The following is a 23,563-nucleotide window of genomic DNA, read 5'->3' on the forward strand; positions in this document are numbered from 1 at the left end:
CCAGTCACGTCTATCAATCCGGTCGCGAGCAACAACGCCAGCAAGGCCTGCTGCGCAGCGACTTTGCCTACGACGATCAGGGCCGTTTACTCGCCCATGCGGTAGGCCATCAGCACGCTTCGCTTTACCGCCGCGATTATGCCTACAGCGCCAACGGCAATCTGCAGCACATTGCCGACAGCCGCCACGGTCAGCGCACCTACGCCTACGACGCGCTCGACCGGCTGATCCGCGTACGCCACTCGCGCGATGAACTGCCGGAATCCTTTGCCCACGATCCGGCCGGCAACCTGCTGATGCAGGACCGCCCCGGCCCGACGCGGATCAACGGCAACCGCCTGCTGATGCAGGGCGACCGGCATTACGACTACGACGCGTTCGGCAACCTGATCCGCGAACGGCGTGGCCGCGATCAGCAACTCGTCACCGAATACCGCTACGACTGCCAGCACCGCCTGATCGGCCTGACCCGCGCCGACGGCCAGACCGCGTCCTACCAGTACGACGCCTTCGGTCGGCGCATCCGCAAAACCGTCGAAGGGGTGAGCACCGAGTTCTTCTGGCAAGGCGACCACCTCGTCGCCGAAAGCGGCCCCGACCACCACCGCAGCTACGTCTACGAACCCGGCACCTTTCGCCCGCTGGCACTGCTCGACGGCAAAGGCCCAAAACGCGCCTGCCCGTTCTACTACCAACTCGACCACCTCGGCACCCCGCAGGAACTCACCGACTACAGCGGCGAAATCGTCTGGTCAGCGCAATACGACGCCTACGGCAAAGTCTCGGCACTCACCCTCGCCGGCGAAGACTACCTCGACCAGCCGCTGCGTTTTCAGGGGCAGTATTTCGATGCGGAGAGTGGACTGCATTACAACCGCCATCGGTATTACGACCCGAGGGTGGGGCGGTATCTGACGCCGGATCCGGTGAAGCTGGCGGGTGGGCTGAATCAGTATCGGTATGTGCCGAATCCGACGGGGTGGGTGGATCCGTTGGGGTTGGCCTGCACTCCGTGTCCGGGGGCAACACAGGCTGATGGACCATTTAGTGAGATAGTCCCCGGGGGTGGTTTAGAGGCTCACGAATCTCGAGGCGGGCATGTCATAGCGAAGCACGTCGAGCGATCTGAAGCTCAACTCAGGGCTAGATTACAGGCAGAGCCGAACATACCAATCGCCTCAACATTTCCTGATCGACTTGAGGCTGAGGCCGCGTTGTCAAAGGTGATGAGAAATAATCAGAAAAAAATTGATGACTTTTTGAAAGGCAAGGCGAAGAAATTTGTTATCAATGAAAAAGTTTCTGTCCCTGCGGGCGTTGGCGTTGTACGCAAGAGTGGAAGATTAGAGCCATTATTCAGCATCAGATTAGTACTTCAGCGAGACTCGAAGTCGCCACTCGGTTACTTTATTTTGACGGGGTTTGTAAATGACAAATGAAGAGTTTCCTCAGCTGTTTCAGTTCCTCGGAGCTTATTTTCACGAGGACTGGATGAGCGAATTTGATTTCGCTGATGATGTCGTCAGATCGTTCATTGCGGATTCTGAGGTTAGCGCCATTCTGGATGTAATAAAGGAAATCGAAGCTGTGTTGGCGCTTGATCTGACAGAGCAAGAAATTCGCGATTTTGTATTGGCTGAGATGGGGTGTAGTTACTGTTACTGGCACGATTGGCAAGATGGGAACCACTGGCTGCAACACGTACTTGTAACTCTCCAGCGAACTTCAAAAAGTAGTATCTGAATACGAGGAGGCGCTACAGTCGACGCTCATTTTGATCGCCCACTGTTCACGCCCCCTCCGCCTCCTCATCCGCCAATGGCAACTCATCCCGTCTCAAAGGATCCGTAGGCGAAGGCAATGGATATTCAGGCGTTTCATCAACATCTTCGTCGGTTTCACCAGCCATTTCACACCTCGCAAAGGGCCTGACAGAAACTCAGGCCCTGCAGACTGGAAAGCAGCACTTCAAGGCGCGATCACAAGAGCAAGCAATCACTGCTCATCCTCGTCCTCTTCATACTCCTCATCCAAAGCATCATCCGAATCATTCAACGGCACCGTCGCATCATCCATCAGCGACCCCGGATCCTCATTCCCCGGATCATTGATAAACGGCAGTCCACTCGGGCCTTTCTCTTCCTTGCCTTCGGTTTCGGGGGTCATGGCAAACCTCTGCGTCTGGTGGGTTGTACTAGGTTCGAAAAGTCTTACCGCGAAACGTTCCAGCGTCCGACCGCCAGACACGAAAAACCCGGCGCCAGGCCGGGTTCGTTTTCGGTACTCGATCAATGATGGCGGTTTTTATGTTTGTATTTGTTGTGCTTGTGTCCGCCACCTGAATGGCCCTTGGCGCCGTCGTCGCCAAGGTTGTTGCCCACTGCACCGCCGGCCGCGCCGCCCAGACCGGCACCGATGGCTGAACCGGTGGAGCCGCCCAGGCTATTGCCGAGCACCGAACCACCTGCCGCGCCGAGGCCACCGCCAATCGCGGCTTCAGTGCGATTGTGTTTATTCGCTCCAACCGCGCTGCCCGCCGCGCCGCCGACGCCCGCGCCGACCGCCGCCCCGGTGCTGCCGCCGAGCTGGCCGCCGACCACGTTACCCAGCACACCGCCCAAGCCACCACCGACGGCGGCGCTGCCATCTCCAGCGGCCATCGCGCCTTGAGCGATCAGTAATCCGAAAAACAGTGCAGACAATGACAGACGCATTTGAACCTCACAGTTCCCGAACCGGGACGATATACCCATAGGGGCCATGTCAAATTGGAGAGGTTTTTCGGCAAAACGTTCAGCCATGAAAAAGCCCGGCATCAAGCCGGGCTTTTTCTGACAAACGTTCGCTATCAGTGACGCTTGTGACCTTTGGACAGGTTGGCGCCAACAGCGCCACCGGCCGCGCCACCGAGACCGGCGCCAATGGTCGCGCCATTTCGGCCACCCAGGCTGTTGCCGATCACGGAACCGCCAGCCGCACCGACACCACCACCGATCGCGGCTTTGGTCCGGCTGCCCTTGCCAGCGGCCATCGCACTGCCCGCTGCGCCTGCAACGCCAGCACCAATCACCGCGCCGGTGCTGCCGCCCATTTTCTGGCCGACGACGTTACCCAGCGCACCGCCCAGACCACCACCCAGTGCCGCGGTGCCTTCGCCGGCGACCGCACCTTGAGCAACCAGAAGCCCCAGAACCAGAGCAGGCAATGTTAGACGCATGACAAGAACCTCAAAAATAGGGAGATCGAAAGGGGCCGAGATTGAATGCTGCCGGCGCGCTGAAGTCCAGAAAATTCCGCCGCCGCTACGCACTTGGCGCCGATTGGACAGCAATCTGGCAAAAGGTTTTATTGCAGGCAAAAAAAAGCCCGCTGGGGAGACGGGCTGGAGACTTGCTTTCTAACGGATGGCTTCACCCTACGTCCGTGGACGTGAAAAGTTTGTGAAAAAATCAGGATGTAAGGCAATCACATGTAGGAATTTTCTCTTAATAAACAGCAGGCATAAAAAACCCCGTTGCTAGACGGGGTTATGAGGTGGCTGCTTACTTTCTCGCTCGGGTCGAAACCTTCGGCAGAAACTTGGCTTTGGGCCCTTTGGGCGCGGTGGACTTGATCTTGCCGGTCAGCAGCGGGTCCTCGCCAAAGCCTGCCTGGTACTCCGTCTGCCCGCAACGGACGCAGTTGTTGAACGAGAATTCGGCTCCATCGTCTTCGATATACGGATCAGTCATACCTTCTCCCCTTTCCAATGGGTCGACACCGGCAAAGCCCTATTGCCTGAAAAAATATCGACCTCCAAGACTTCTGAGACTAGCCGGTCATTCCAGGACTTGCGGTTCAGATCCGCTGATGGCCGACGAATGGCCTGCATCTTTTCAACGCGTATATCGCGATCATCGATCACCTCGCACTAAAGATTCCCGGCGACAGGCCGTTGCCCTCCTGCCTGTAAATGAATCTCAAGGAGAGAACATGAATATCAACGGATTCCCGCAAATGCCTGTCGTAAAACTCACGGACGAACAAATCGCTGCCGGTAAAGCCGGTGGTGCGAAAATCAAGGAAATGATCGATTCCGGTCAAATAGACATGACCCTACCGGCCAAACCGATATTGACCCCCGGCGTCATTTACCATCCGAACCAACCGAGCCAGCCGTCCGACCCGACGCCCGTGCCGGGGACAACGCCGATGGTTGCGATCGACACGCCCTTGACCTACGACGCCCACGGGCTAGTCGTGCTCAAGCCGCAGGGCTGATCGAAAGCACAAAACGCAAAAAGCCCATTCATCATCTGAATGGGCTCACTTGCATCGGCGACCGGATCAACCCAGTTTCACCGCCGTACCGGTCGCAAACACCACAACCATGCCGCCCTTCCCGGCCGGCATGCTGATCTCGAAATCCAGCCCGACCACTGCATCCGCCTGCAACGCCCGCGCCCGCTCCTTGATTTCGTCAGTCGCTTGAACCCGCGCTTCTTTCAACGCACGCTCCAGCGTCTGCGAACGCCCACCGAAAAAATCGCGCATGCCGGCAAACATGTCCCGGATCACATTGACGCCCTGCACCGATTCGGCGCTGACGATGTCCAGGTACGCGGTGATCTGACGGCCTTCGATGGCGTGAGTGGTGGAGATGATCATGGGCACAGTCCTTTTTTCTACTGATAAAAGCGGCGATGGCAATGCGCTGTGGTCAATCGGTCGGAGCACTTGCCGAATGACTGACACAGCACATTAAAAATCAGACGCCAGAAACCACAAAACCCCTGATCTCTTTCGAAATCAGGGGTTTTGTGTATTGAATTTGGCGGTGAAGGAGAGATTCGAACTCTCGATACAGTTTCCTGTATACACACTTTCCAGGCGTGCTCCTTAAGCCACTCGGACACTTCACCGTATCTCTGCAAACATGTTCTGTCTGTCGAGGCGCGCTAATGTAGTCGAAAGCTTTTCTGATGGCAAACTTTTTTTCAGAATTTTCATGCGCTTAAGACAAAAAGGCATTTCGGCCCACAAGGGTCGATGGCAAACCGGCCAATCTCTGGTGACGGCCAGCCTTCTATATAGAAGCAGAGCGACGCACGGCGCCGGTTGCCGCGGGAAACGGTGACCAGCGAGTCAGTCACGGCGCTTTACCTGGCCTACGGTGGTGAGTAACGTCTGCCCATCTTTCTAACAAGGAATTGCGCCATGAGCGAGTTGATTGCCTACCACCTCGAAGACGGCATCGCGACCCTGACCCTGAACAACGGCAAGGTCAATGCCATTTCCCCGGACGTGATTGCGGCGTTCAACGCGGCGCTGGATCAGGCGAAGACTGATCGTGCCATCGTGATCATTACCGGTCAGCCAGGGATTCTGTCCGGTGGCTATGACCTCAAAGTGATGACCGCCGGCCCAAAAGAAGCCGTGGCGCTGGTGACCGCAGGTTCGACCCTGGCCCGACGCCTGCTCTCCCACCCGTTCCCGGTGATCGTCGCGTGCCCTGGGCATGCGGTGGCCAAAGGTGCTTTCCTGTTGCTGTCGGCCGATTACCGGATTGGCGTCGACGGTCCGTTCAGCATCGGACTGAACGAAGTGCAGATCGGCATGACCATGCACCACGCCGGCATCGAGCTGGCGCGCGATCGCCTGCGTCGTTCGGCGTTTCATCGCTCGGTGATCAATGGCGAGATGTTCGATCCGAAGAGTGCCGTAGATGCCGGCTTCCTCGACAAGGTGGTGGCCGCCGAAGAGCTGCAAGGTGCGGCCCTGGCCGCTGCGCGTCACTTGAAGAAAATCAACATGAATGCACACAAGAACACCAAGCTGAAAGTGCGCAAGGCGCTGCTCGAAGCCCTGGACAACGCAATCATCCAGGATCAAGAGCATCTGGGCTAAGCCCCAGCCTTGCGAGCCGAAGAAAAGCCCGACCATCGTGTCGGGCTTTTTCATACGCGTTCGGTTGAACAATCTCCAACAGCTCTAGGACGCGTCTGACATCCAATCCTGAAACATGCGCTTAAACATCGCCTATCTCCGCACTCTATAGCAGCAATTGCCGAAAACAGTGCACATCCGTACACTGCGCCACCTTTTGTCCCGGTGGGGCCTGATAATGCTGTTTGTGTTTCGTATGTTGTTGATGGGCCTGCACTTTATTCTGGCCGGCGTGCTGGGCGTGATTCTTGGTGTGTGCCGTCCGTTCAACCCGGACAACAGCCGTCTGTGCGCCCGCCTCTACGCCCTTCCGGCGATGCGCATCCTGCGCCTGCGGGTGAAGGCTGATGTCGGCTCGCTGATGAACAAACCCGCGAGTTGCGTGGTCATCGCCAACCATCAGTCCAACTACGACCTGTTCGTGTTCGGCAACGTGGTGCCTCGGCGTACCGTGTGCATCGGCAAGAAGAGCCTGAAATGGGTGCCGCTGTTCGGCCAATTGTTCTGGCTGGCCGGCAACGTGTTGATCGACCGTGGCAATGCGCACAAGGCACGCAAGTCGATGCTCACCACCACTCACACCCTGCAACATGAAGACACTTCGATCTGGGTGTTCCCGGAAGGTACGCGCAACCTCGGTGAGGAACTGCTGCCATTCAAGAAAGGCGCGTTCCAGATGGCGATTGCCGCCGGCGTGCCGATCGTGCCGGTTTGCGTCAGCAACTACATCAAGCACATGCGCCTGAATCGCTGGCGCAGCGGCGACATTCTCATACGCTCGCTGCCGGCCATTTCTACCGCCGGGCTGACCATGGATGACATGCCCATGCTCATGAACCAGTGCCGCGAACAGATGCGCGAATGCATCGCCGCGATGGATCAGCAGCTGCAAGCTGTATGAAAACCGAACCCGCCTTGTGCGGGTTTTCTTTTGCCGGCTGAACTGTGCAGATTTCACTGACTCTCAAGCAGCGACACGGCTAAGCTGAAGCCTTGTATGCCCTGCCATCTGCCAAGAAGAAGTGAATCACCGCCATGGGTCGAGTTGTTGCTGCTGCGGTTTACAGCGCCGGTAAGAAAGTCACCAATATCACCCTCGACGAGGGCGCCGCTTGGGCCGCGAAAACCGGGCACTTTGTCTGGATCGGCCTGGAAGAGCCGGACGCTCGGGAACTGGCCAATCTGCAACGGCAGTTCAACCTGCACGAACTGGCCATCGAAGACGCCCTGGAAAAACACAGTCGACCGAAGCTGGAAACCTTTGGCGACGCCTTGTTTATCGTCACCTACTCGCCGATCCGCGAACACGGGATCTTGCAGTTCATCGAAACGCATATCTTCGCCGGCAAGGGCTACATCATCACCGCGCGCAACGGCCACTCGGCGTCCTACGCGCACGTGCGCCAGCGTTGTGAGGCGCGACCGCTGTTGCTGGAGCACGGCGAGGATTTCGTCCTGTATGCGCTGCTGGATTTCGTCATCGAAAACTATCAGCCGGTGGGCGAAGCGATTCATGCCGAGATCGATGAGCTGGAGCGCAACGTGTTGTGCAGTGCGTTGAACGAACATGACATCCAGAAACTTCACGGCCTGCGCCGCGACGTGTTGCGCCTGCGTCGTTATGCGGCGCCAATGGTGGAGATCGGCGAGGAACTGCAGAAGCTGAGCTTCCCGTTTATCGACAAGAACATGCGTCCGTACTTCCGCGACGTGCAGATTCACGTCAACCGGCAAATGGAAGACCTGACCACCCTGGCGGACATTGCCAGCCAGACCATCGAGGTCGGCGTATTGCTTGAGGCGTCACGGCAGAGCGTGGTGCAGCGCAAGTTTGCCGCGTGGGCGGCGATTCTGGCGTTTCCGACAGCGGTGGCGGGGATCTACGGGATGAACTTCCAGAACATGCCGGAGCTGAGCTGGCACTACGGCTATTTCACGGTATTGGGGGTGATTGCCGTGGGGTGTGTGAGTTTGTGGGCGAGTTTCAAGAAGTCGGGGTGGTTGTAGCAAAGGCAAAGGCAAAAGATCGCAGCCTTCGGCAGCTCCTACAAATGCGATCTTTTGATCTGCTGTCAGGCCGCTTCTGGCTTGTGCGCCACAAACCGCATCATCCATTCCGCCACCGTCGTGCCGTGGTGCTCCTGCTCCAGGCTGGCCACGCCTTTGCTGTAGATCTGCGAACCCAACGCTTCCTGGCGCAGATCCAGCAGTGCCCGTGAATAGTCGTGAATGAACTCCGGGTGACCCTGGAAGCACAACACCTGATCGTTGATGTGATACGCAGCAAACGGACAGAAATCGCTGGAGGCGATAACCGTAGCGTTTTCCGGCAGTGCGGTGACCTGATCCTGGTGGCTGATCAGCAGCGTCAGCTCTTCCCGCACCGGGTTCATCCACGGCGCCTTGGCCGCCAATTTGTAGTTGTGAGTGCCGACGCCCCAGCCTTGGGTGGCGCGCTCGCTCTTGCCGCCGAGCAGCAGCGCCAGCAGTTGATGGCCGAAGCACACGCCGAGCAGCTTGTCGCCGCGCTCGTAGCGGGTCAGCAGGTATTGTTTGAGGGTCTGGATCCACGGATCAGTGCCGAACGAATCGGCCTTGCTGCCGGTGATCAAATACGCGTCGAAATTCAGGTCGTCGCTCGGGTATTCGCCCTGCATCACGTTGTACACGGTGAACTCGGCAGCAATCGGTTGCTGCGAGAACAGGCGCTGAAACATCTGCCCGTAACCCTGATATTGGTCAACCAGCTCCGGACGCAGGATGTCGGTTTCCAGAATGCAGATGCGTAGCGACATAAAAAATACCTGACACGTGAAGGGAATAATGAACACCCCAGAGCCTGCCTTGAAACACCCCGGCAAGGCAAGCCCCGCAGCGCTCAGCCGATCACTTAAAACAACTCGCCTTTCGCGGCTTTCTCCAGCAGCAGTGCCGGTGGCGCAAAGCGCTCGCCATATTGCTCGGCCAGATACTGCGCACGGGCGACGAAGTCCTGCACGCCGTACTGGTTGATGAACTGCAGCGCACCGCCGGTCCACGGCGCAAAACCGATGCCGAAGATCGAGCCGACGTTGGCGTCCGCCGTCGAGGTCAATACGCCCTCCTCCACGCAGCGCACGGTTTCCAGAGCCTGCACAAACAGCAGACGATCGCGCACGTCCTTCGGCGAAATCTGCCCGTCGGCCTTCTCGAAGCGCGTCTTCAATTCCGGCCACAAATGCTTCTGCGCGCCAGTTGGGTAATCGTAAAAACCCGCGCCGGCGGCTTTGCCCGAACGCTTGTATTCGTTCAGCAGCAAGTCAATCACAGCGAACGCCGGATGCTCTATCAGCGCTTTCCCTTCCGCTTGCAGGTCTTTGGCCGTTTGTTGACGGATATGGCTCATCAGGCTGAGAGAAACTTCGTCGGAGATCGCCAGCGGCCCGACCGGCATCCCGGCCTTGCGCGCTTCGGTCTCGATCATCGGCGCACTCACGCCCTCACCGAGCATGGCGATACCTTCATTGGTGAAGGTGCCGAACACCCGCGAGGTAAAGAAGCCGCGACTGTCGTTGACCACGATCGGGGTTTTCTTGATTTGCAGGACGAAGTCGAAGCCTCGCGCGAGGGTTTCATCGCTGGTCTGCGCGCCCTTGATGATTTCCACCAGCGGCATTTTCTCCACCGGACTGAAGAAATGCAGGCCGATGAACTTGCTCTGGTCCGGCACCGCCGTCGCCAGCCCGGTGATCGGCAAGGTCGAGGTGTTGGAGGCAATCACCGCCTCGCTGCCGACCACTTGTTGCGCCGCTGCCGAGACCCTGGCTTTGAGTTCGCGGTCCTCGAACACTGCTTCGATGATCAGGTCGCAGCCGGCCAGATCGGCATCGTTCGCGCTGGGCCGGATCCGCGCCAGCACCGCCTCGCGTTTTTCCGCGCTCATCTGACCGCGGGCGACTTTCTTGTCGAGCAACGCCGCCGAATGCGCCTTGCCCTTCTCCGCCGCCGCCAGGTTGATGTCCTTGAGCACCACGTCGATGCCGGCCGAGGCGCTGACGTAAGCAATCCCGGCGCCCATCATCCCCGCACCGAGCACGCCGACCTTGCGCGTGACATAAGGCGCAAAACCCTGCGGCCGCGAGCCGCCCGCGTTGATTTCGTTGAGCTGGAACCAGAAGGTGCCGATCAGGTTTTTCGAGATCTGCCCGGTGGTCAGTTCGGTGAAGTAACGGGTTTCGATCAGATGCGCGGTGTCGAAGTCGACCTGGGCGCCTTCCACCGCCGCACAGAGAATTTTCTCCGGGGCCGGCAGCGTGCCCTGGGTTTTCGACCGCAGGATCGACGGCGCAATCGCCAGCATCTGTGCGACTTTCGGATTCGACGGCGTGCCGCCGGGAATCTGATAACCCTTGACGTCCCAGCGCTGCACGGCGCTCGGGTTCGCGGCAATCCAGGCACGAGCCTTGGCCAGCAACTCCTCACGATCGGCCGCCAGCTCATCGATCAGACCGGCCTGCAATGCCTGTTGCGGACGCACCTTCTTGCCTTCGAGCAGGTACGGCAGGGCTTTTTCGAGGCCGAGCAGGCGCACCATGCGCACCACCCCGCCACCGCCCGGCAGCAGGCCGAGGGTCACTTCCGGCAGACCGAGTTGCACCGCAGCATCGTCCAGCGCCACGCGGTGATGGCAGGCCAGACAGATTTCCCAGCCACCGCCGAGCGCTGCGCCGTTAATCGCGGCGACCACCGGTTTGCCGAGGGTCTCGAGGCTGCGCAGTTGCGCTTTGAGGCTCAGCACCATGTCGTAAAAGGCTTTGGCCTCGGGCTTGCCGACTTTGATCAGCTCATTGAGGTCGCCGCCGGCAAAGAAGGTTTTCTTCGCCGAGGTAATGATCACTCCGGCGATGCTGTCTTTGTCAGCCTGCAGACGCGCGACGCAAGCGCCCATCGCCTGACGGTACACGGCGTTCATGGTGTTGGCGCTCTGGCCCGGCATGTCGATGGTCAGCACGACGATGCCGTCCTGGCCTTTTTCGTAACGAATGGCTTCGCTCATAACAAGGTTCCTTGAATTCGGGGCTCAGAGGCGTTCGATGATGGTGGCAATGCCCATGCCGCCGCCGACACACAGCGTCGCCAGGCCATAACGCAGGTGGCGGGCTTCCAGTTCATCGAGCAGGGTGCCGAGGATCGCGCATCCGGTCGCGCCCAGCGGGTGGCCGATGGCGATCGAGCCGCCGTTGACGTTGACCTTGGCCGGGTCGACCGCCATGTCCTTGATGAACTTGAGCACCACCGAGGCAAACGCTTCGTTGACCTCGAACAGGTCGATGTCCTCCACGCGTAACCCCGCCTTGGCCAGCGCCTTGCGCGTGGCCGGTGCCGGGCCGGTGAGCATGATCGTCGGATCGGTGCTGGTCACCGCCGTGGCGACGATCCGCGCCCGTGGTTGCAGGCCCAGCGCCCGGCCTTTGGCTTCCGAGCCGATCAGCATCAGCGCCGCACCGTCGACGATCCCCGAGCTGTTGCCCGGGGTGTGCACGTGATTGATCCGCTCGACATGGCTGTAGACCCGCAGCGCCGTGGCGTCGAAGCCCATCTGCCCAATCATCTCGAAACTCGGCTTGAGTTTGCCGAGGCCTTCCAGGGTCGATTCGGCGCGAATGAATTCGTCGTGGTCGAGCAGGATGATGCCGTTCTGATCCAGCACCGGCACCAGCGACTTGCTGAACGATCCGTCAGCCCGCGCCCGTGCAGCTTTTTGCTGCGAGTGCAATGCGTAGGCATCGACGTCCTCACGGCTGAAGCCTTCAAGGGTGGCGATCAGGTCCGCGCCCACGCCCTGCGGGGTGAAGTGACTGTGCAGGTTGGTCTGCGGGTCCAGCGCCCACGCCCCGCCATCGCTGCCCATCGGCACTCGCGACATCGACTCGACGCCACCGACCACCACCAGCTCTTCGAAGCCGGAGCGAACTTTCATCGCCCCGAGGTTCACCGCCTCCAGCCCTGAGGCGCAGAAGCGATTGATTTGCACACCGGCCACGCTGACATCCCAGTCCGCCACCTGCACTGCGGTCTTGGCGATGTCCGAACCCTGATCGCCAATCGGCGTGACGCAACCGAGCACCACGTCATCGACCTGGCTGGTGTCCAACGCAGTGCGATTCTGCAGCGCGGTCAGCAATCCTGCGACCAGATTCACCGGTTTTACGCTGTGCAGCGCGCCATCGGCCTTGCCTTTACCGCGGGGCGTGCGCAACGCATCGAAAATCAAAGCTTGGGTCATGACGTCCTCGAACCTGTGCGGTGAGTGAATTTCGTGGTGTCACTGTTGTCCCGCGCCGTCGAGGTTTCAATGACCACAGCGCTCAATGACGTTGACGCGCACGCTCAGACGGACGGTCATCAAGCGTCTGGTGAACCGGTTCAGGTGCGCGAGTTGTCTAGCAAGCGGGCGGCGAAGAAGCTGGCAATACGCCTCATGCCTTTTTTATCGCTAGCGGCAGCAAATACATATGAAATGGATCTAAGCCGCAGGTGACGCGGGCTCTAAGGTAGTACATGTACGTCAGGGTCGTCGGGTTTTGCCGGGGCCGACGTTCTTCAACAGGAAGTGCAGCGTCTGCCGTCATGGATATGCAGGCAGACATCAGGAAATAACAATAAAGGCGGTCTAGCCATGTTCAAACAACCGAAAGTTCGTCAAGCCGGGCTCATTCTCTTCGCCACCACGCTGTTGCTGATTTTGCCGAATCTGACCAAGGTCATCGGCTGACTCAACGGCCGGGTGCACGTCATCGCCATCAAAAATGTCACTGGCCCGCTACCCGGGCCAGCGTGGCTGTGCCAACCTTTGTGCACTTTCATGACATGGACGGCGATCATTTGAAAACGCTCATCGGGTTCTGGGCCGTGCTGCTGAGCATGCCCTTGTCTGCCGCACAGTTGGATCTGCAGTTGGGCGCAACCCATCGCAGCTGGCAGACCGAGGAATTGCTCAAGCATCCCCAGGTGCAAACCCTGACGGTCAAGAACGATGTGTCCTACAAGAAGGACATGACTTATCGCGCCGTGCCGGTGGCGGCGCTGCTGACCGGGATCAAACCGGACGATCACCTGCAAGCGGTAGCGCTGGACGGTTTTGCTGCCGAACTGAGCGCGGCACCGCTGCTCAATACCACCGGCGCGCGGGCGTGGCTGGCGATCGAGGACCCGGCGCAGCCGTGGCCGCCCCTGTCCGAGGGCAAACACAGCGCGGGGCCGTTCTATCTGGTGTGGACCGATCCGCAGGCTGGCAACATCAGCCCTGAGCAGTGGCCGTTCGAAGTGGCCAGCATCAAGCGCATGGCGCCAGTGGCCGAGCGCTTCCCTGCCCTGTTGCCCGACCCCAAACTGAAAGCCGATGACCCGGTGAACCAGGGTTTTGCGCTGTTCCAGAAAAACTGCCTGGCCTGCCACCGCTTGAACGGTGCGGGCGATGCGCAGTTCGGGCCCGATCTGAACATTCCGTATAACCCGACCGAGTACTTCGGCGCGGATTTCCTCAAGCGCTACATTCGCGATCCGCAGAGTTTGCGCCAGTGGCCGCAGGCGAAGATGCCGGGGTTTTCGACGGAGGTGTTGCCGGAGGGGGATTTGCAGAAGTTGATTGGCTATTTGCAGCACATGGCGGGGCGCAAGGTGAAGCCCTGACATGCTTCCCCAAAATCAACCTGTAGGAGCTGCGGCACGCTGCGATCTTTTGACTTTGATTTTAAAGATCAAGAGCAAAAGATCACAGCGTGCCGCAGCTCCTACAGGGGCGGGGTTTACTGTTGTTGTACGGAGATGACCGGCGTCGGCGAGACCAGCACCTTCGCATGCATCTGCTCGCTGCCGCCGCCCCGGCGCATGCCGCGCACCGGGCAGGCATCCAGGTAATCCAGGCCTACCGCCAGCTTCAGATGGCGCTCCGGTCGCGCCAACTGGTTGGTCACGTCGAAGCTGTACCAGGCGTCATCCAGCCACGCTTCGGCCCAGGCATGACTGGCCAGGTGTTCGGCGTCTTCGCTGTACAGATACCCGGAAACATAGCGCGACGGGATCCCCAGACTGCGCGCGCACGCCAGAAAGGCGTGGGTGTGGTCCTGGCATACCCCGGCGCGGCCGGCGAAGGCTTCGGCGGCGCTGGTGTCGACTTCGGTGGAGCCCGGCGTGTAGGTCATGTGCTGGTTCAAGCCGTGCATCAGGTCGATCAGCGCGGTGCGATCACGGCGTTGTTTGCAGGATTTGTCGGCGAACGCGCGCAACGCATCGTCCGCTTCGGTCAGACGGGTAAAGCGCAGGAACGGCAGCGCCGACTGGCTCTCATGCTCGGCCTCGCGCAATTCGTCGATGTCGACCTGGCCGCGCGCGCCAATGATGATCGCTTCGTGCGGTTCGTCCATGGTCAGCACATGCAGGATGTTGCCGAACGGATCGAGCTGGGCGCGCACCGGGCGCGGCAGATCGAGCTGCCAGCTCAACACGTGCTGGCGCTCGCTGTCGTGCGGGGTCAGGCGCAGATACTGGATGCTCGCCCGCACCTGATCGTCATAGTGATAGGTGGTCTCGTGGCTAATGGAAAGTCTCATGCAGCCTCCAGGTAGGAACTGTGAATGGCATTGCCCAACTGGCGCACCAGCGGGATGAATTCGGTAAGCCAGGCGTGCAGGCCTTCGGCGAGGATTTCGTTGATGCCGGTGTAACGCAGACGCGCGTCCATTTCCGCCGCCAGACGCTGCGCCGGGCGGCCGTTGGCCCCCGGCAGTTGCGCAAGGATCTGGTCGATTTCCTCGGTGCAGGCACGCAACGAACGCGGCACATCGGCGCGTAACAGCAGCAACTCGGCGACATGCCGGGCGCCCGGAGCGTCGCGGTAGATCTCGGTATAGGCCTCGAACGATGACAACGCGCGCAGCAGCGCACTCCACTGGTAATAGGCGTGGGCGGTGCCGTCGCTGACCGCGTCGGCCTGATCGCCGGCCATTTCGTAGCGCGCATCGAGCAGGCGCAGGGTGTTGTCGGCGCGCTCGATGAAGGTACCGAGACGAATGAAGCGGAACGCATCGTTACGCATGATGGTGCCGTAGGACGCGCCACGGAACAGGTGCGAGCGCTCCTTGATCCACTCGCAGAAACGGCTCATGCCGTAGCGGCTGAGGCCCTGCTCGGCGATCCCGCGAATCTCCAGCCACGTCGCGTTGATGTTTTCCCACATGTCGGCGGTGATCCGCCCGCGCACCGCATGCGCACTGGCGCGCGCTGCGCCGAGGCAGCTGTAGATGCTCGCCGGGTTAGCCGCATCGAGGGCGAAAAAGTGCAGCAGGCGTTCGGCATGCAGTTCGCCGTGACGCTCCAGATAATCGTCGAGGGTGCCGGTGATCAACAGCGGCATGGCCAGTTCGTGCAGGCCGTCGCCGCGCCCGTCTTGCGGCATCAGCGACAGCGAATAGCTGACATCGAGCATCCGCGCGAGGTTTTCCGCGCGCTCCAGATAACGCGACATCCAGTACAGATCCGAGGCAGTTCTACTTAACATGGCAAGCTTCCTTCAATCCTCGACCACCCAGGTGTCCTTGGTTCCGCCGCCCTGGGAGGAATTCACCACCAGGGAGCCTTCACGCAAGGCGACACGGGTCAAACCGCCGGGCACGACCCGGGTTTCACGCCCGGACAGCACGAACGGACGCAGGTCGATATGGCGCGGCGCAATGCCGTTTTCGACAAAGGTCGGGCAGGTCGACAGGGACAGCGTCGGCTGCGCGATGTACGCGTGCGGCTTGGCTTTGATGCGCTCGCGGAACGCGTCGATTTCCGCCGTGGTTGCCGCCGGCCCCACGAGCATTCCGTAACCGCCGGAGCCTTGGGTTTCCTTGACCACCAGATCCGGCAGATTGGCCAGTACATGGGACAGTTCCGAAGGATTACGGCACTGCCAGGTCGGCACGTTCTTCAGGATCGGCTCTTCGTCAAGGTAGAAACGGATCATCTCGGTGACGAACGGGTACACCGATTTGTCGTCGGCCACGCCGGTGCCGATGGCATTGGCCAGCACCACGTTGCCCGAGCGGTAGGACGATAACAGCCCCGGCACGCCGAGCATCGAGTCGGGGTTGAACGCCAGCGGGTCGAGGAACGCGTCGTCGAGCCGCCGGTAGATCACGTCCACCGCTTTCGGCCCGTCGGTGGTGCGCATGAACACCTTGTCGTCACGCACGAACAGGTCCGCGCCCTCCACCAGTTCCACCCCCATTTCCCGCGCCAGAAAGGCGTGTTCGAAGAACGCACTGTTGAAGCGCCCCGGCGTCAGCACCACCACGCTCGGGTTGTCGATCGGGCTGGAGCTTTTCAGGGTGTCGAGCAACAGGTTCGGGTAATGGTCGATGGGGGCGATGCGCTGCGCGGCGAACAGTTCGGGGAACAGGCGCATCATCATTTTGCGGTCTTCGAGCATGTAGCTCACGCCGCTCGGGGTACGCAGGTTGTCTTCGAGCACGTAGTAAGTGCCGTCGCCATCGCGCACCAGATCGACGCCGGAGATGTGCGAATAGATATCGCGGTGCAGGTCCAGCCCCTGCATCGCCAACTGGTACTGCTCGTTGGCCAGCACCTGTTCGGCGGGGATGATCCCGGCCTTGATGATGCGCTGCTCGTGATAGAGGTCGGCGAGGAACATGTTCAACGCCTTGACCCGCTGGATGCAGCCGCGCTCGACGATCCGCCACTCGCTGGCGGGAATGCTGCGCGGGATGGTGTCGAAAGGAATCAGGCGCTCGGTGCCCTGCTCGTCCCCATAGAGCGTGAAGGTGATGCCGGCCCGGTGGAACAGCAGATCAGCCTCGCGTCGCCGTTGTGCCAGCAACTCGTCAGGCGTGTCGGCCAGCCAGCGGGCGAACTCCCGGTAATGCGGGCGGACCAGGCCGCCGGCATCGTACATTTCATCAAAATAGGTGCGGATCATGCCGTACTCCTTGTCACCCGGACAAACAGACCTTCGCAAGGCCCGTGCCATCGGCATAAACGCTTTGATTTCAATCGGTTGGATAATCACACCAGCGGCGGCGCACCATTCCTGTGCGACAAATGCCCCAGCCTGATCGCCCCCGCCTCATTGCGACGCAGTGCCGTCGTCTATCACCAGCATAGTCAGAGTTGATTTCACTGCTCGCGCCGGGCTGCGGATAATCGGCGCATCTGCTGACACCTTCAGTCGCTGAAGGCTTCAGCCCAACTGATCCGGACTGCCTACGCAGTCCCCGCAGAGCTTGGCCTTGACCGGTTTTCTCTGCTTACCGCTCTTCCCGTTTGGCCACCCTCTCCGGTGGCTTTTTTTTGTCCGTTTGAAATGTTTTGAAAGCAAAAGCAAAAGATCGCAGCCTCCTGCAGCTCTACACCAATCACTTGTAGGAGCTGCCGAAGGCTGCGATCTTTTGACTTTAAAAAACGAACCCGAGATCAGTTCAGACGATAACGGCTGCGCACCTCCTGCTTCACGCCCCAGCCTTCGATGATGCCGCCCAGCGGCTCGACCACGGCAGAGAAACCCTGCTCGAAGTCACCAATGTCGTCATACGTGGCGTACATCACTTTGCTCAATTCCAGCGACCAGGCGCCATCGTCGCGCGCACTGACCTGGGCATTGATCGACTCACCGCGAAACTTGCCGGCAGCCCTGCGTGCGCCCTCCTCGTCGGGGAAAATCGCGTAGAACTCGATGGGATGGAAGCGGGAAAAATCGAAACCGCCTTCTTTCATGCGGCGCAGAACGGTGCTGCTGATGTCTTCTTGATAGGCTGTGCTCATGAATCGTCCCCCTCGATCGATGGATAGACTTTCCGTATTCCCGCCCCGGGCCTTGCAGGCCAAAGTACAGCGGCAACGTGGTTGCACGCGGGAAGCAAGCATGTAGCTGACAAGACCAGACCTTAGCGATTCATTCGCTGATCTCGCTTGCAGAGTAGCCCCAAGAGAGAGGCGCTGCCAAGGTCTGGTGCGTCGGGTGACAAGAAGAATTTCAGATCGGAGTGATGCTGCGGATCTTGATGCTGTTTTGCGTTTCGAGGCTTTTGACGCCAGCATCGGGGGCGCGCCCTTCCAGATCGTTCAGATCCAGTTTGGCGGCCACGGGCAGGAGCCGTTCCTTGATCAGGCGCGCGGCCTCGTCATCGCTGGGGCGTGCGGTGCACTCGAACACCTCATCAACAATTTCGCCATGATCATCCACGAAAGTGACCTTCCACTTTTGCATCGGTGCCTCCTCGATCAGACCCGCAAATGGGCTTACCTGTATCTCGACAATTTGGCGAGATTGATCGTTCCAAAGGATTGCAGCGGCAAAACATGAAAAAAAAGATACCTCCTGTAGGAGCTGCCGCAGGCTGCGATCTTTTGATCTAAAAAACAAAGTCAAAAGATCGCAGCCTGCGGCAGCTCCTACAGGGGGGTGTGCCGTCAGTCGTTGCTTGGCTTGTTGATCGCCTGCAGCACGTACTGTGGCAGCGCGAACGCGCCGATGTGGATTTCCGGGTTGTAGTAGCGGGTGACGATGCCGCTGCCGATGAAGCGCTGTTGCAGCACTTCACGGCTCAGCTTGCGGTAGGCCGGATTGGTCGAGCCCCAGGCGAAGGTCATCGAACCGCCGATGTAGGTCGGCACGGCCGCCTGGTAGAAGTGCCAGTCGGGGAACAGGCTGCGCAGGCGACCGGCGGTGGTTTTGACTTCGTCGATCTGCATGAACGGCGTGCCGTTCTGGGTCACGAGGATACCGCCCTCGTTCAGGCAGCGATGGCAAGCCTGGTAGAAGTTTTCCGAGAACAGCACTTCCCCCGGGCCGATCGGGTCGGTGGAGTCGGAGATGATCACGTCGAATTTTTCCGTGGTGGTGGCGACGAAACGCATGCCGTCGTCGATCACCAGGTTCAGGCGCGGATCATCGTAGGCACCGGCGGAATGATTCGGCAGGAACTCCTTGCACATGTCGACCACGGTGCCGTCGATCTCGACCATGGTGATGTGCTCGACACCGGCGTGCTTGGTCACTTCGCGCAGCATGCCGCCGTCACCGCCCCCGATGATCAGCACACGCTTGGCGCTACCGTGGGCGAGGATCGGCACGTGGGTGAGCATTTCGTGGTAGATGAATTCGTCGGCTTCGGTGGTCTGGATCACGCCGTCCAGCGCCATCACCCGGCCCATACGCGGGTTCTGGAAGATCACCAGGTGCTGGTGTTCGGTGCGCACTTCGTGCAGCAGTTTTTCCATGCGAAAACGCTGGCCGTAGCCTTCGTAGAGGGTTTCCAGGTATTCGCTGGTCTTGGTGACGGTCATGGTCAAGTGCTCCGATGAATGCGCGGGCGTCAATCGTGGGGACGATTGCCCGGGAAAGGCGCGCATTCTACGTTGCCGAAGATGACAGGTCGAACCTCACTTCATCGGAGGACCACAAACCCTGTAGGAGCTGCCGCAGGCTGCGATCTTTTGATCTTTGTTTTTAAAAAGACAAGATCAAAAGATCGCAGCCTGCGGCAGCTCCTACAGGGAAGATGGGGTTCTTGGGAGCGCGTCAGATCCGCACATTGCCCCGTGGTCCGGCAATCGCCCAGATGATCAGGCCCAGCACCGGCAGGAGGATGATCAGCAGGACCCAGAGGATTTTCATCCCGGTCTCGGCGCTGCTTTTCAGCACGTTGATGATGGCCCAGATGTCGAGGGCGAGGATGATCAGGCCGATCAGACCGTTGAACGTGGAACCCATGGTGTCGCTCCAGAATAGTGGGATGCACTTTTAGGATAGACGGTCGCGCGCAGGGTTCCCTTTTATTGCAATCAGACGTGAACGGCGACCTTCAGCGCTTCCAGCGACGGCGCCGCAGCGATGCCGACTTCGGCGCACAGCTCCAGCACCCGTGGCACGTCGTTGCCGTAGACCAGCACCACTTGCAGCTCATCGTCGAGCAACTGGCTGAAGTTCATCAGCGTATAACCGCCGTGTTCCTTGCTCAGGCTGCTCATCTGCACCTGGATGCGGTTGAGCGCGCTCAGCGCTTCGGTCTTGGCCAGTTGCTTGGGTTTGAGGTTGAACTCGACGCCCGGGCCGAACGACGCGACGATCTGCGCGAACAAGTCAACGTAGGTGTCGGCCTGGAACAGCACGGTCTCCGGCAGGCTGCCGACCACCACCCATTCGCCCAGCGGGATCGGGAAGGTGTCGTCGTAGTTGATATCCGGGTTGGCCGCGAGGAACGCGTCGGCATCGGCATAGGCCTGTGCGGCTTCGTCGGCCACCTTCACGATCTCGTCCTCGCCCATGCAGCCGGAGCTGATTTTGCTGATGAGTTCGACGAGTACGGCTTTCATGGGGGCGGATCCTGTGGGTGGTGAATTTCGAGGGCGCGCAGGATAGCGCAGAAAAGCAAAAGATCGCAGCCTGCGGCAGCTCCTACAGGGAATGAGTGTAGGAGCTGCCGCAGGCTGCGATCTTTTGACCTTATCAGCCCAGCAGTTTTTCCAGCTGCGCTGTGGTATCCACCGCGCCCATGGTTCGCGCCGCGTCCAACGCGGTGATGCCGTTGGCATCCTTGGCTTTGGGGTCGGCGCCTTTGCCGATCAGGTAATCGACGATTTCAACCCGGTTGAACATCGCTGCCATCATCAGCGCGGTACGGCCATCGAAGGACGAGCCTTCGATCTCGGCGCCCGCCTCGACCAGCGCCTTGACCACCGCCAGGTCACCCTTGAACGCCGCGCCGGCAATCGGGCTCTGGCCGTTGCCGTTGCGCATTTCCGGGTCGGCCTTGTGCTTGAGCAGCACCTGCACCGCATCGACGTGGCCGTAGTAACTGGCGAGCATCAGCAAGGTGTCGCCCTTGCTGTTCTTCAGGTTGACCGGCAAACCGGCGCTGATCAGACGATCCAGCATCAGCGCATCACCCTCGCGCGCCTTGTTGAAAACCTGCTCGGTGAATTCGGCAGCTTCTTCAGGGGTCATCTGGCGGCTTTGGTCAGACATGGGGCAACTCCACTTTCGGTTATTCGCAAAGCCGACAGTTTCCCGAGCGCGGCGATAGCTGTCACCCCCTTTTTCTCATGGTTTGCCATAGCCAATCTCAATAACGGTATTTGCCCTGCTGAATATCGGCCAGCACTTCATCCGTTACTTGCACGTAGGTCTGCGAGCCGGGCAGCCACGCGTAGATCGGGTCATCGCCCGTCTGACCGGGGTCGAAGCCTTCGTTTTTCAACCGGGTCTTCTGGTATTTGAAGGTTCCGGTGGTTTCCATTTTTACTTTGACCCGCAAGAACAGCGGCACCGCATAGGCCGGCAGGCGCTGGCGGACAAACGCCAGCAGTTCAGCGAAATCCAGGGTCGCCAGCGACTCGGCCGGCGTAATCGCGGCCATCCCGGCGCGGCCGTTGGTGTTGCGCACTTCGACGCCGTAAGCCACGGCCTCGGATATCTGCGGATGCTGCAGCAGGAGATTTTCCACTTGCGTGGTAGAGACGTTTTCGCCCTTCCAGCGATAGGTGTCGCCAAGCCGATCGACAAACTGCGCGTGGCCAAAACCGATATTGCGCAGCAGGTCGCCGGTATTGAAGAAGCGGTCGCCCTGGCTGAACACGTCGCGCAGCACCACCTTGGCGGTTTTCTGCGGGTCGGTGTAGCCGTCCAGCGGGGCTTTCTCGTCGATCCGCGCCAGCAGCAAGCCCTGCTCGCCCTTGCCGACCTTGCGCATGAAACCGTCGGCACTGCGCAGCGGTTCACCGCTGTCGTGATCGTAGGCCACCAGTTCCCAGGCCATCAGCGAGAAACCGATGGTGTTGTCGAAATTCAGAACGTTGCTGAACCCTATGTTGCCGTCGCTCGCCGCGTACAGCTCACAGATGTGCTCGACGGCAAACCGGCTTTTGAACTCGGCCCAGGCGCCGGGGCGCAGGCCATTGCCGATCATCTTGCGCACCGCGTGCAGGCCGTCGTCAGCGCTGGGCGGTTGATCGACCAGATAGCGACACAATTCGCCGACGTAGCCGATGGTGGTGGCACGATAGCGGCGTACGTCGTTCCAGAACTGACTGGCGCTGAACTTGCGGCGAATCGCGAACCCGGCGGCGCCATTGATCGCCGCGCCCCAGCACACGCACAGACCCGTGGCGTGGTACAGCGGCAAGGTGCAATAGACGACATCGTCGGGCCCCATGTTCAGGGCGATCGTGCCGAAGCTGGCCGAACTGCGCATCCAGCGGCCGTGCTTGAACACCCCGGCCTTGGGCAGGCCGGTGGTGCCGGAGGTGTAGATGTAAAAACACGGATCGTCGCAGAACACTTCGCCGCTGCTCGGCGGGTTGTCCGCGCAGGCATCGGCACTGGCGCTGATCAGGTTGATGTAGCCATCGGGCGCAATGCCAGGGTCACTGCAGGTGTCGCGGTCGGCGATAAACCAGCTGCGCTGCGGCGCAATCGATACCTGCTCGCGGATCGCGGCAAACGCCGGCAGCAATTCTTCGCCAAGCACAATCGCCACCGGCGCCACCAGGTTCACGCTGTGGATCAGCGTCTCGCGGGTCTGCGAGGTGTTGAGCAACGCGCTGACCGCGCCAAGCTTGGCCAGGGCCAGAATGGTCACCAGCAGTTCCGGGCGATTTTCGATGAACACCGCCACCACATCGCCCTTGCCGATGCTCTGCGCGCTCAGATAGTGGGCGATGCGATTGGCCCACTGGTTGACCTGCGCATAGGTCAGCAGCACATCGCCGTGCAATAACGCCAGGCCTTCGGGGTTGCGCAGGGTCGCTTGTTCGAAGGTCCAGCCGAGGCCACACGTTTGGGTCGGATCCGTGACATTGGCGACTTTCATGCCCTTGACCACCCGCGGCAGGGCCTTGGCGATCGTCGGCAGTTTGCGGAGCATCATGCCCCAGGTAATCGTGTCGCTTGGCGCGTGACGCATGCTGACTCCCCGTTCGACCTTGCCGGCCGTGTTCTTATTGTTCGGGCTGTGGGCATGACCTGCGCAGTGAGCGAAGGTCGAGAGCGAAAATACGTCAGCGCTTCTCGGCCTGTACACGCGGTTTTTGCAATGTTTTGTATCCGCTGCGGCGGGGCCGGCGGCGCGGATCATGGCGCGGCGATTTGGTTCCATCGTGCCAGGCAAAATCCCGCAAAATGCAGGATGCACGATGGCCTTTCATGCAGATTGCACGACCCGTGCAAATTTCAATATTTTTAACTTATTGATTTACAAGATTTTTTTATTTTTAAAATGCTGGCACAAACGCTGCAACCTCCTGTGCATGCTTGCCCTTCAAGTGCATACGGAGCTGAAAGACATGAGCCTGATCCAAGAAAAATTTACCTCCCTGTTCTCCAACTTCAATGTCACCACTGCACCTCGCCCTGACGGCGGTATCCTGCTGACCCTGCGCAGCAGCGACGGTAAAACCTTCAAGCGCGCCCTCAGCTACCAGCAAATGCACAACGCCGACCAACTGTCGTGGGCGATCAGCGCGATTCGTCGTGACCTGGCGGAAGAAGCCAGCGAACTGCCGCAAATTGCAATGCTGCAGAGCCAGCAGCGTTTTGCGTTGCCGACGTATCATTCGCTGTAATTGATTCAGACGCTTTAAACAAACACAGGCCGGGCAG

At 59.9% G+C, this 23,563-nt stretch carries 26 protein-coding genes and 1 tRNA gene; 8 read left to right on the plus strand and 19 right to left on the minus strand.

The window, feature by feature from the left end; all coding sequences use genetic code 11:
• Both ACXR0M_RS26835 and ACXR0M_RS26840 read left to right on the plus strand, forming a co-directional pair.
• On the plus strand, positions 1–1,439 hold a 1,439-nt coding region (locus ACXR0M_RS26835; protein ID WP_458834630.1), incomplete at its 5' end, for an RHS repeat-associated core domain-containing protein.
• The gene (locus ACXR0M_RS26840) at positions 1,429–1,743 is read left to right on the plus strand and encodes a contact-dependent growth inhibition system immunity protein (protein ID WP_458834631.1); all 315 of its coding nucleotides are present in this window, start codon (positions 1,429–1,431) and stop codon (positions 1,741–1,743) included. The genes ACXR0M_RS26835 and ACXR0M_RS26840, both read left to right, overlap by 11 nt.
• Before the next feature lie 252 nt (positions 1,744–1,995).
• Here the strand turns inward: ACXR0M_RS26840 and ACXR0M_RS26845 are convergent, their stop codons facing one another.
• From ACXR0M_RS26845 to ACXR0M_RS26860, 4 genes are all read right to left on the minus strand, one after another.
• A complete protein-coding gene (locus ACXR0M_RS26845) occupies positions 1,996–2,166 on the minus strand; it encodes a hypothetical protein (protein ID WP_458834632.1) in 171 nt (56 codons plus the stop codon).
• Positions 2,167–2,288: 122 nt separating this feature from the next.
• Entirely contained in the window at positions 2,289–2,714 is a 426-nt protein-coding gene (locus tag ACXR0M_RS26850; protein WP_458834633.1) for a YMGG-like glycine zipper-containing protein, read from the minus strand.
• Positions 2,715–2,848: 134 nt separating this feature from the next.
• Positions 2,849–3,217: a bacteriocin gene (locus ACXR0M_RS26855; protein ID WP_458834634.1), complete on the minus strand. Its 369-nt coding sequence runs from the start codon at positions 3,215–3,217 to the stop codon at positions 2,849–2,851.
• Between the two features lie 325 nt (positions 3,218–3,542).
• Positions 3,543–3,731: a hypothetical protein gene (locus ACXR0M_RS26860; RefSeq protein WP_458834635.1), complete on the minus strand. Its 189-nt coding sequence runs from the start codon at positions 3,729–3,731 to the stop codon at positions 3,543–3,545.
• Between the two features lie 241 nt (positions 3,732–3,972).
• Here ACXR0M_RS26860 and ACXR0M_RS26865 point away from each other — a divergent pair, with 241 nt between their 5' ends.
• On the plus strand, positions 3,973–4,260 hold the full coding sequence (locus tag ACXR0M_RS26865) for a hypothetical protein (RefSeq protein WP_458834636.1): 288 nt from the start codon (positions 3,973–3,975) through the stop codon (positions 4,258–4,260).
• A gap of 66 nt (positions 4,261–4,326) precedes the next feature.
• On the opposite strand, the gene ACXR0M_RS26870 is transcribed toward ACXR0M_RS26865, so the two are convergent.
• A complete protein-coding gene (locus ACXR0M_RS26870; RefSeq protein ID WP_458834637.1) occupies positions 4,327–4,647 on the minus strand; it encodes a YbjQ family protein in 321 nt (106 codons plus the stop codon).
• Positions 4,648–4,811: 164 nt separating this feature from the next.
• Positions 4,812–4,901, minus strand: a tRNA-Ser gene (locus tag ACXR0M_RS26875).
• A gap of 295 nt (positions 4,902–5,196) precedes the next feature.
• Here ACXR0M_RS26875 and ACXR0M_RS26880 point away from each other — a divergent pair.
• From ACXR0M_RS26880 to ACXR0M_RS26890, 3 genes are all read left to right on the plus strand, one after another.
• Positions 5,197–5,886, plus strand: a complete 690-nt coding sequence (locus ACXR0M_RS26880; RefSeq protein ID WP_458834638.1) for a crotonase/enoyl-CoA hydratase family protein — start codon at positions 5,197–5,199, stop codon at positions 5,884–5,886.
• 217 nt (positions 5,887–6,103) lie between these two features.
• Complete coding sequence (locus ACXR0M_RS26885) at positions 6,104–6,826, plus strand: 1-acylglycerol-3-phosphate O-acyltransferase (RefSeq protein WP_458834639.1); 723 nt, start codon at positions 6,104–6,106, stop codon at positions 6,824–6,826.
• Between the two features lie 134 nt (positions 6,827–6,960).
• Positions 6,961–7,932, plus strand: coding sequence for a magnesium and cobalt transport protein CorA (locus ACXR0M_RS26890; RefSeq protein WP_458834640.1), 972 nt, complete (start codon positions 6,961–6,963; stop codon positions 7,930–7,932).
• Positions 7,933–7,997: 65 nt separating this feature from the next.
• Here ACXR0M_RS26890 and ACXR0M_RS26895 read toward each other — a convergent pair whose 3' ends face one another.
• The 3 genes from ACXR0M_RS26895 to ACXR0M_RS26905 form a co-directional block, all read right to left on the minus strand.
• The gene (locus ACXR0M_RS26895; RefSeq protein WP_458834641.1) at positions 7,998–8,720 is read right to left on the minus strand and encodes an amidotransferase; all 723 of its coding nucleotides are present in this window, start codon (positions 8,718–8,720) and stop codon (positions 7,998–8,000) included.
• 95 nt (positions 8,721–8,815) lie between these two features.
• Positions 8,816–10,960: a 3-hydroxyacyl-CoA dehydrogenase NAD-binding domain-containing protein gene (locus ACXR0M_RS26900; RefSeq protein ID WP_458834642.1), complete on the minus strand. Its 2,145-nt coding sequence runs from the start codon at positions 10,958–10,960 to the stop codon at positions 8,816–8,818.
• A gap of 24 nt (positions 10,961–10,984) precedes the next feature.
• The gene (locus ACXR0M_RS26905; protein WP_458834643.1) at positions 10,985–12,190 is read right to left on the minus strand and encodes an acetyl-CoA C-acetyltransferase; all 1,206 of its coding nucleotides are present in this window, start codon (positions 12,188–12,190) and stop codon (positions 10,985–10,987) included.
• A gap of 584 nt (positions 12,191–12,774) precedes the next feature.
• On the opposite strand from ACXR0M_RS26905, the gene ACXR0M_RS26910 reads away from it, so the two are divergent.
• Positions 12,775–13,596, plus strand: a complete 822-nt coding sequence (locus ACXR0M_RS26910; RefSeq protein ID WP_458834652.1) for a c-type cytochrome — start codon at positions 12,775–12,777, stop codon at positions 13,594–13,596.
• 116 nt (positions 13,597–13,712) lie between these two features.
• Here ACXR0M_RS26910 and ACXR0M_RS26915 read toward each other — a convergent pair whose 3' ends face one another.
• From ACXR0M_RS26915 to ACXR0M_RS26960, 10 genes are all read right to left on the minus strand, one after another.
• Positions 13,713–14,516: a transglutaminase family protein gene (locus ACXR0M_RS26915; protein ID WP_458834644.1), complete on the minus strand. Its 804-nt coding sequence runs from the start codon at positions 14,514–14,516 to the stop codon at positions 13,713–13,715.
• A complete protein-coding gene (locus tag ACXR0M_RS26920; RefSeq protein WP_458834645.1) occupies positions 14,513–15,463 on the minus strand; it encodes an alpha-E domain-containing protein in 951 nt (316 codons plus the stop codon). Before ACXR0M_RS26920 ends, ACXR0M_RS26915 begins: the two co-directional genes overlap by 4 nt.
• A 12-nt stretch (positions 15,464–15,475) precedes the next feature.
• Entirely contained in the window at positions 15,476–16,885 is a 1,410-nt protein-coding gene (locus ACXR0M_RS26925; RefSeq protein ID WP_458834646.1) for a circularly permuted type 2 ATP-grasp protein, read from the minus strand.
• 494 nt (positions 16,886–17,379) lie between these two features.
• Positions 17,380–17,727, minus strand: a complete 348-nt coding sequence (locus ACXR0M_RS26930) for a ribonuclease E inhibitor RraB (protein WP_458834647.1) — start codon at positions 17,725–17,727, stop codon at positions 17,380–17,382.
• Between the two features lie 211 nt (positions 17,728–17,938).
• Positions 17,939–18,172: a hypothetical protein gene (locus tag ACXR0M_RS26935; RefSeq protein WP_458834653.1), complete on the minus strand. Its 234-nt coding sequence runs from the start codon at positions 18,170–18,172 to the stop codon at positions 17,939–17,941.
• A 203-nt stretch (positions 18,173–18,375) separates the two neighbouring features.
• On the minus strand, positions 18,376–19,251 hold the full coding sequence (gene speE, locus ACXR0M_RS26940) for a polyamine aminopropyltransferase (protein ID WP_458834648.1): 876 nt from the start codon (positions 19,249–19,251) through the stop codon (positions 18,376–18,378).
• Between the two features lie 235 nt (positions 19,252–19,486).
• On the minus strand, positions 19,487–19,678 hold the full coding sequence (locus ACXR0M_RS26945; RefSeq protein ID WP_217834617.1) for a PLDc N-terminal domain-containing protein: 192 nt from the start codon (positions 19,676–19,678) through the stop codon (positions 19,487–19,489).
• Between the two features lie 71 nt (positions 19,679–19,749).
• A complete protein-coding gene (locus tag ACXR0M_RS26950) occupies positions 19,750–20,280 on the minus strand; it encodes a hypothetical protein (RefSeq protein ID WP_458834649.1) in 531 nt (176 codons plus the stop codon).
• 133 nt (positions 20,281–20,413) lie between these two features.
• Complete coding sequence (locus tag ACXR0M_RS26955; RefSeq protein ID WP_458834650.1) at positions 20,414–20,932, minus strand: ankyrin repeat domain-containing protein; 519 nt, start codon at positions 20,930–20,932, stop codon at positions 20,414–20,416.
• A 97-nt stretch (positions 20,933–21,029) separates the two neighbouring features.
• Entirely contained in the window at positions 21,030–22,868 is a 1,839-nt protein-coding gene (locus tag ACXR0M_RS26960; protein WP_458834651.1) for a long-chain-acyl-CoA synthetase, read from the minus strand.
• Between the two features lie 379 nt (positions 22,869–23,247).
• Between ACXR0M_RS26960 and ACXR0M_RS26965 the strand changes: the two genes are divergently transcribed.
• Positions 23,248–23,526, plus strand: coding sequence for a DUF3509 domain-containing protein (locus ACXR0M_RS26965; protein WP_458834654.1), 279 nt, complete (start codon positions 23,248–23,250; stop codon positions 23,524–23,526).
• Positions 23,527–23,563: the final 37 nt, after the last annotated feature.

It is taken from the genome of Pseudomonas sp. Eth.TT006 (assembly GCF_054456575.1).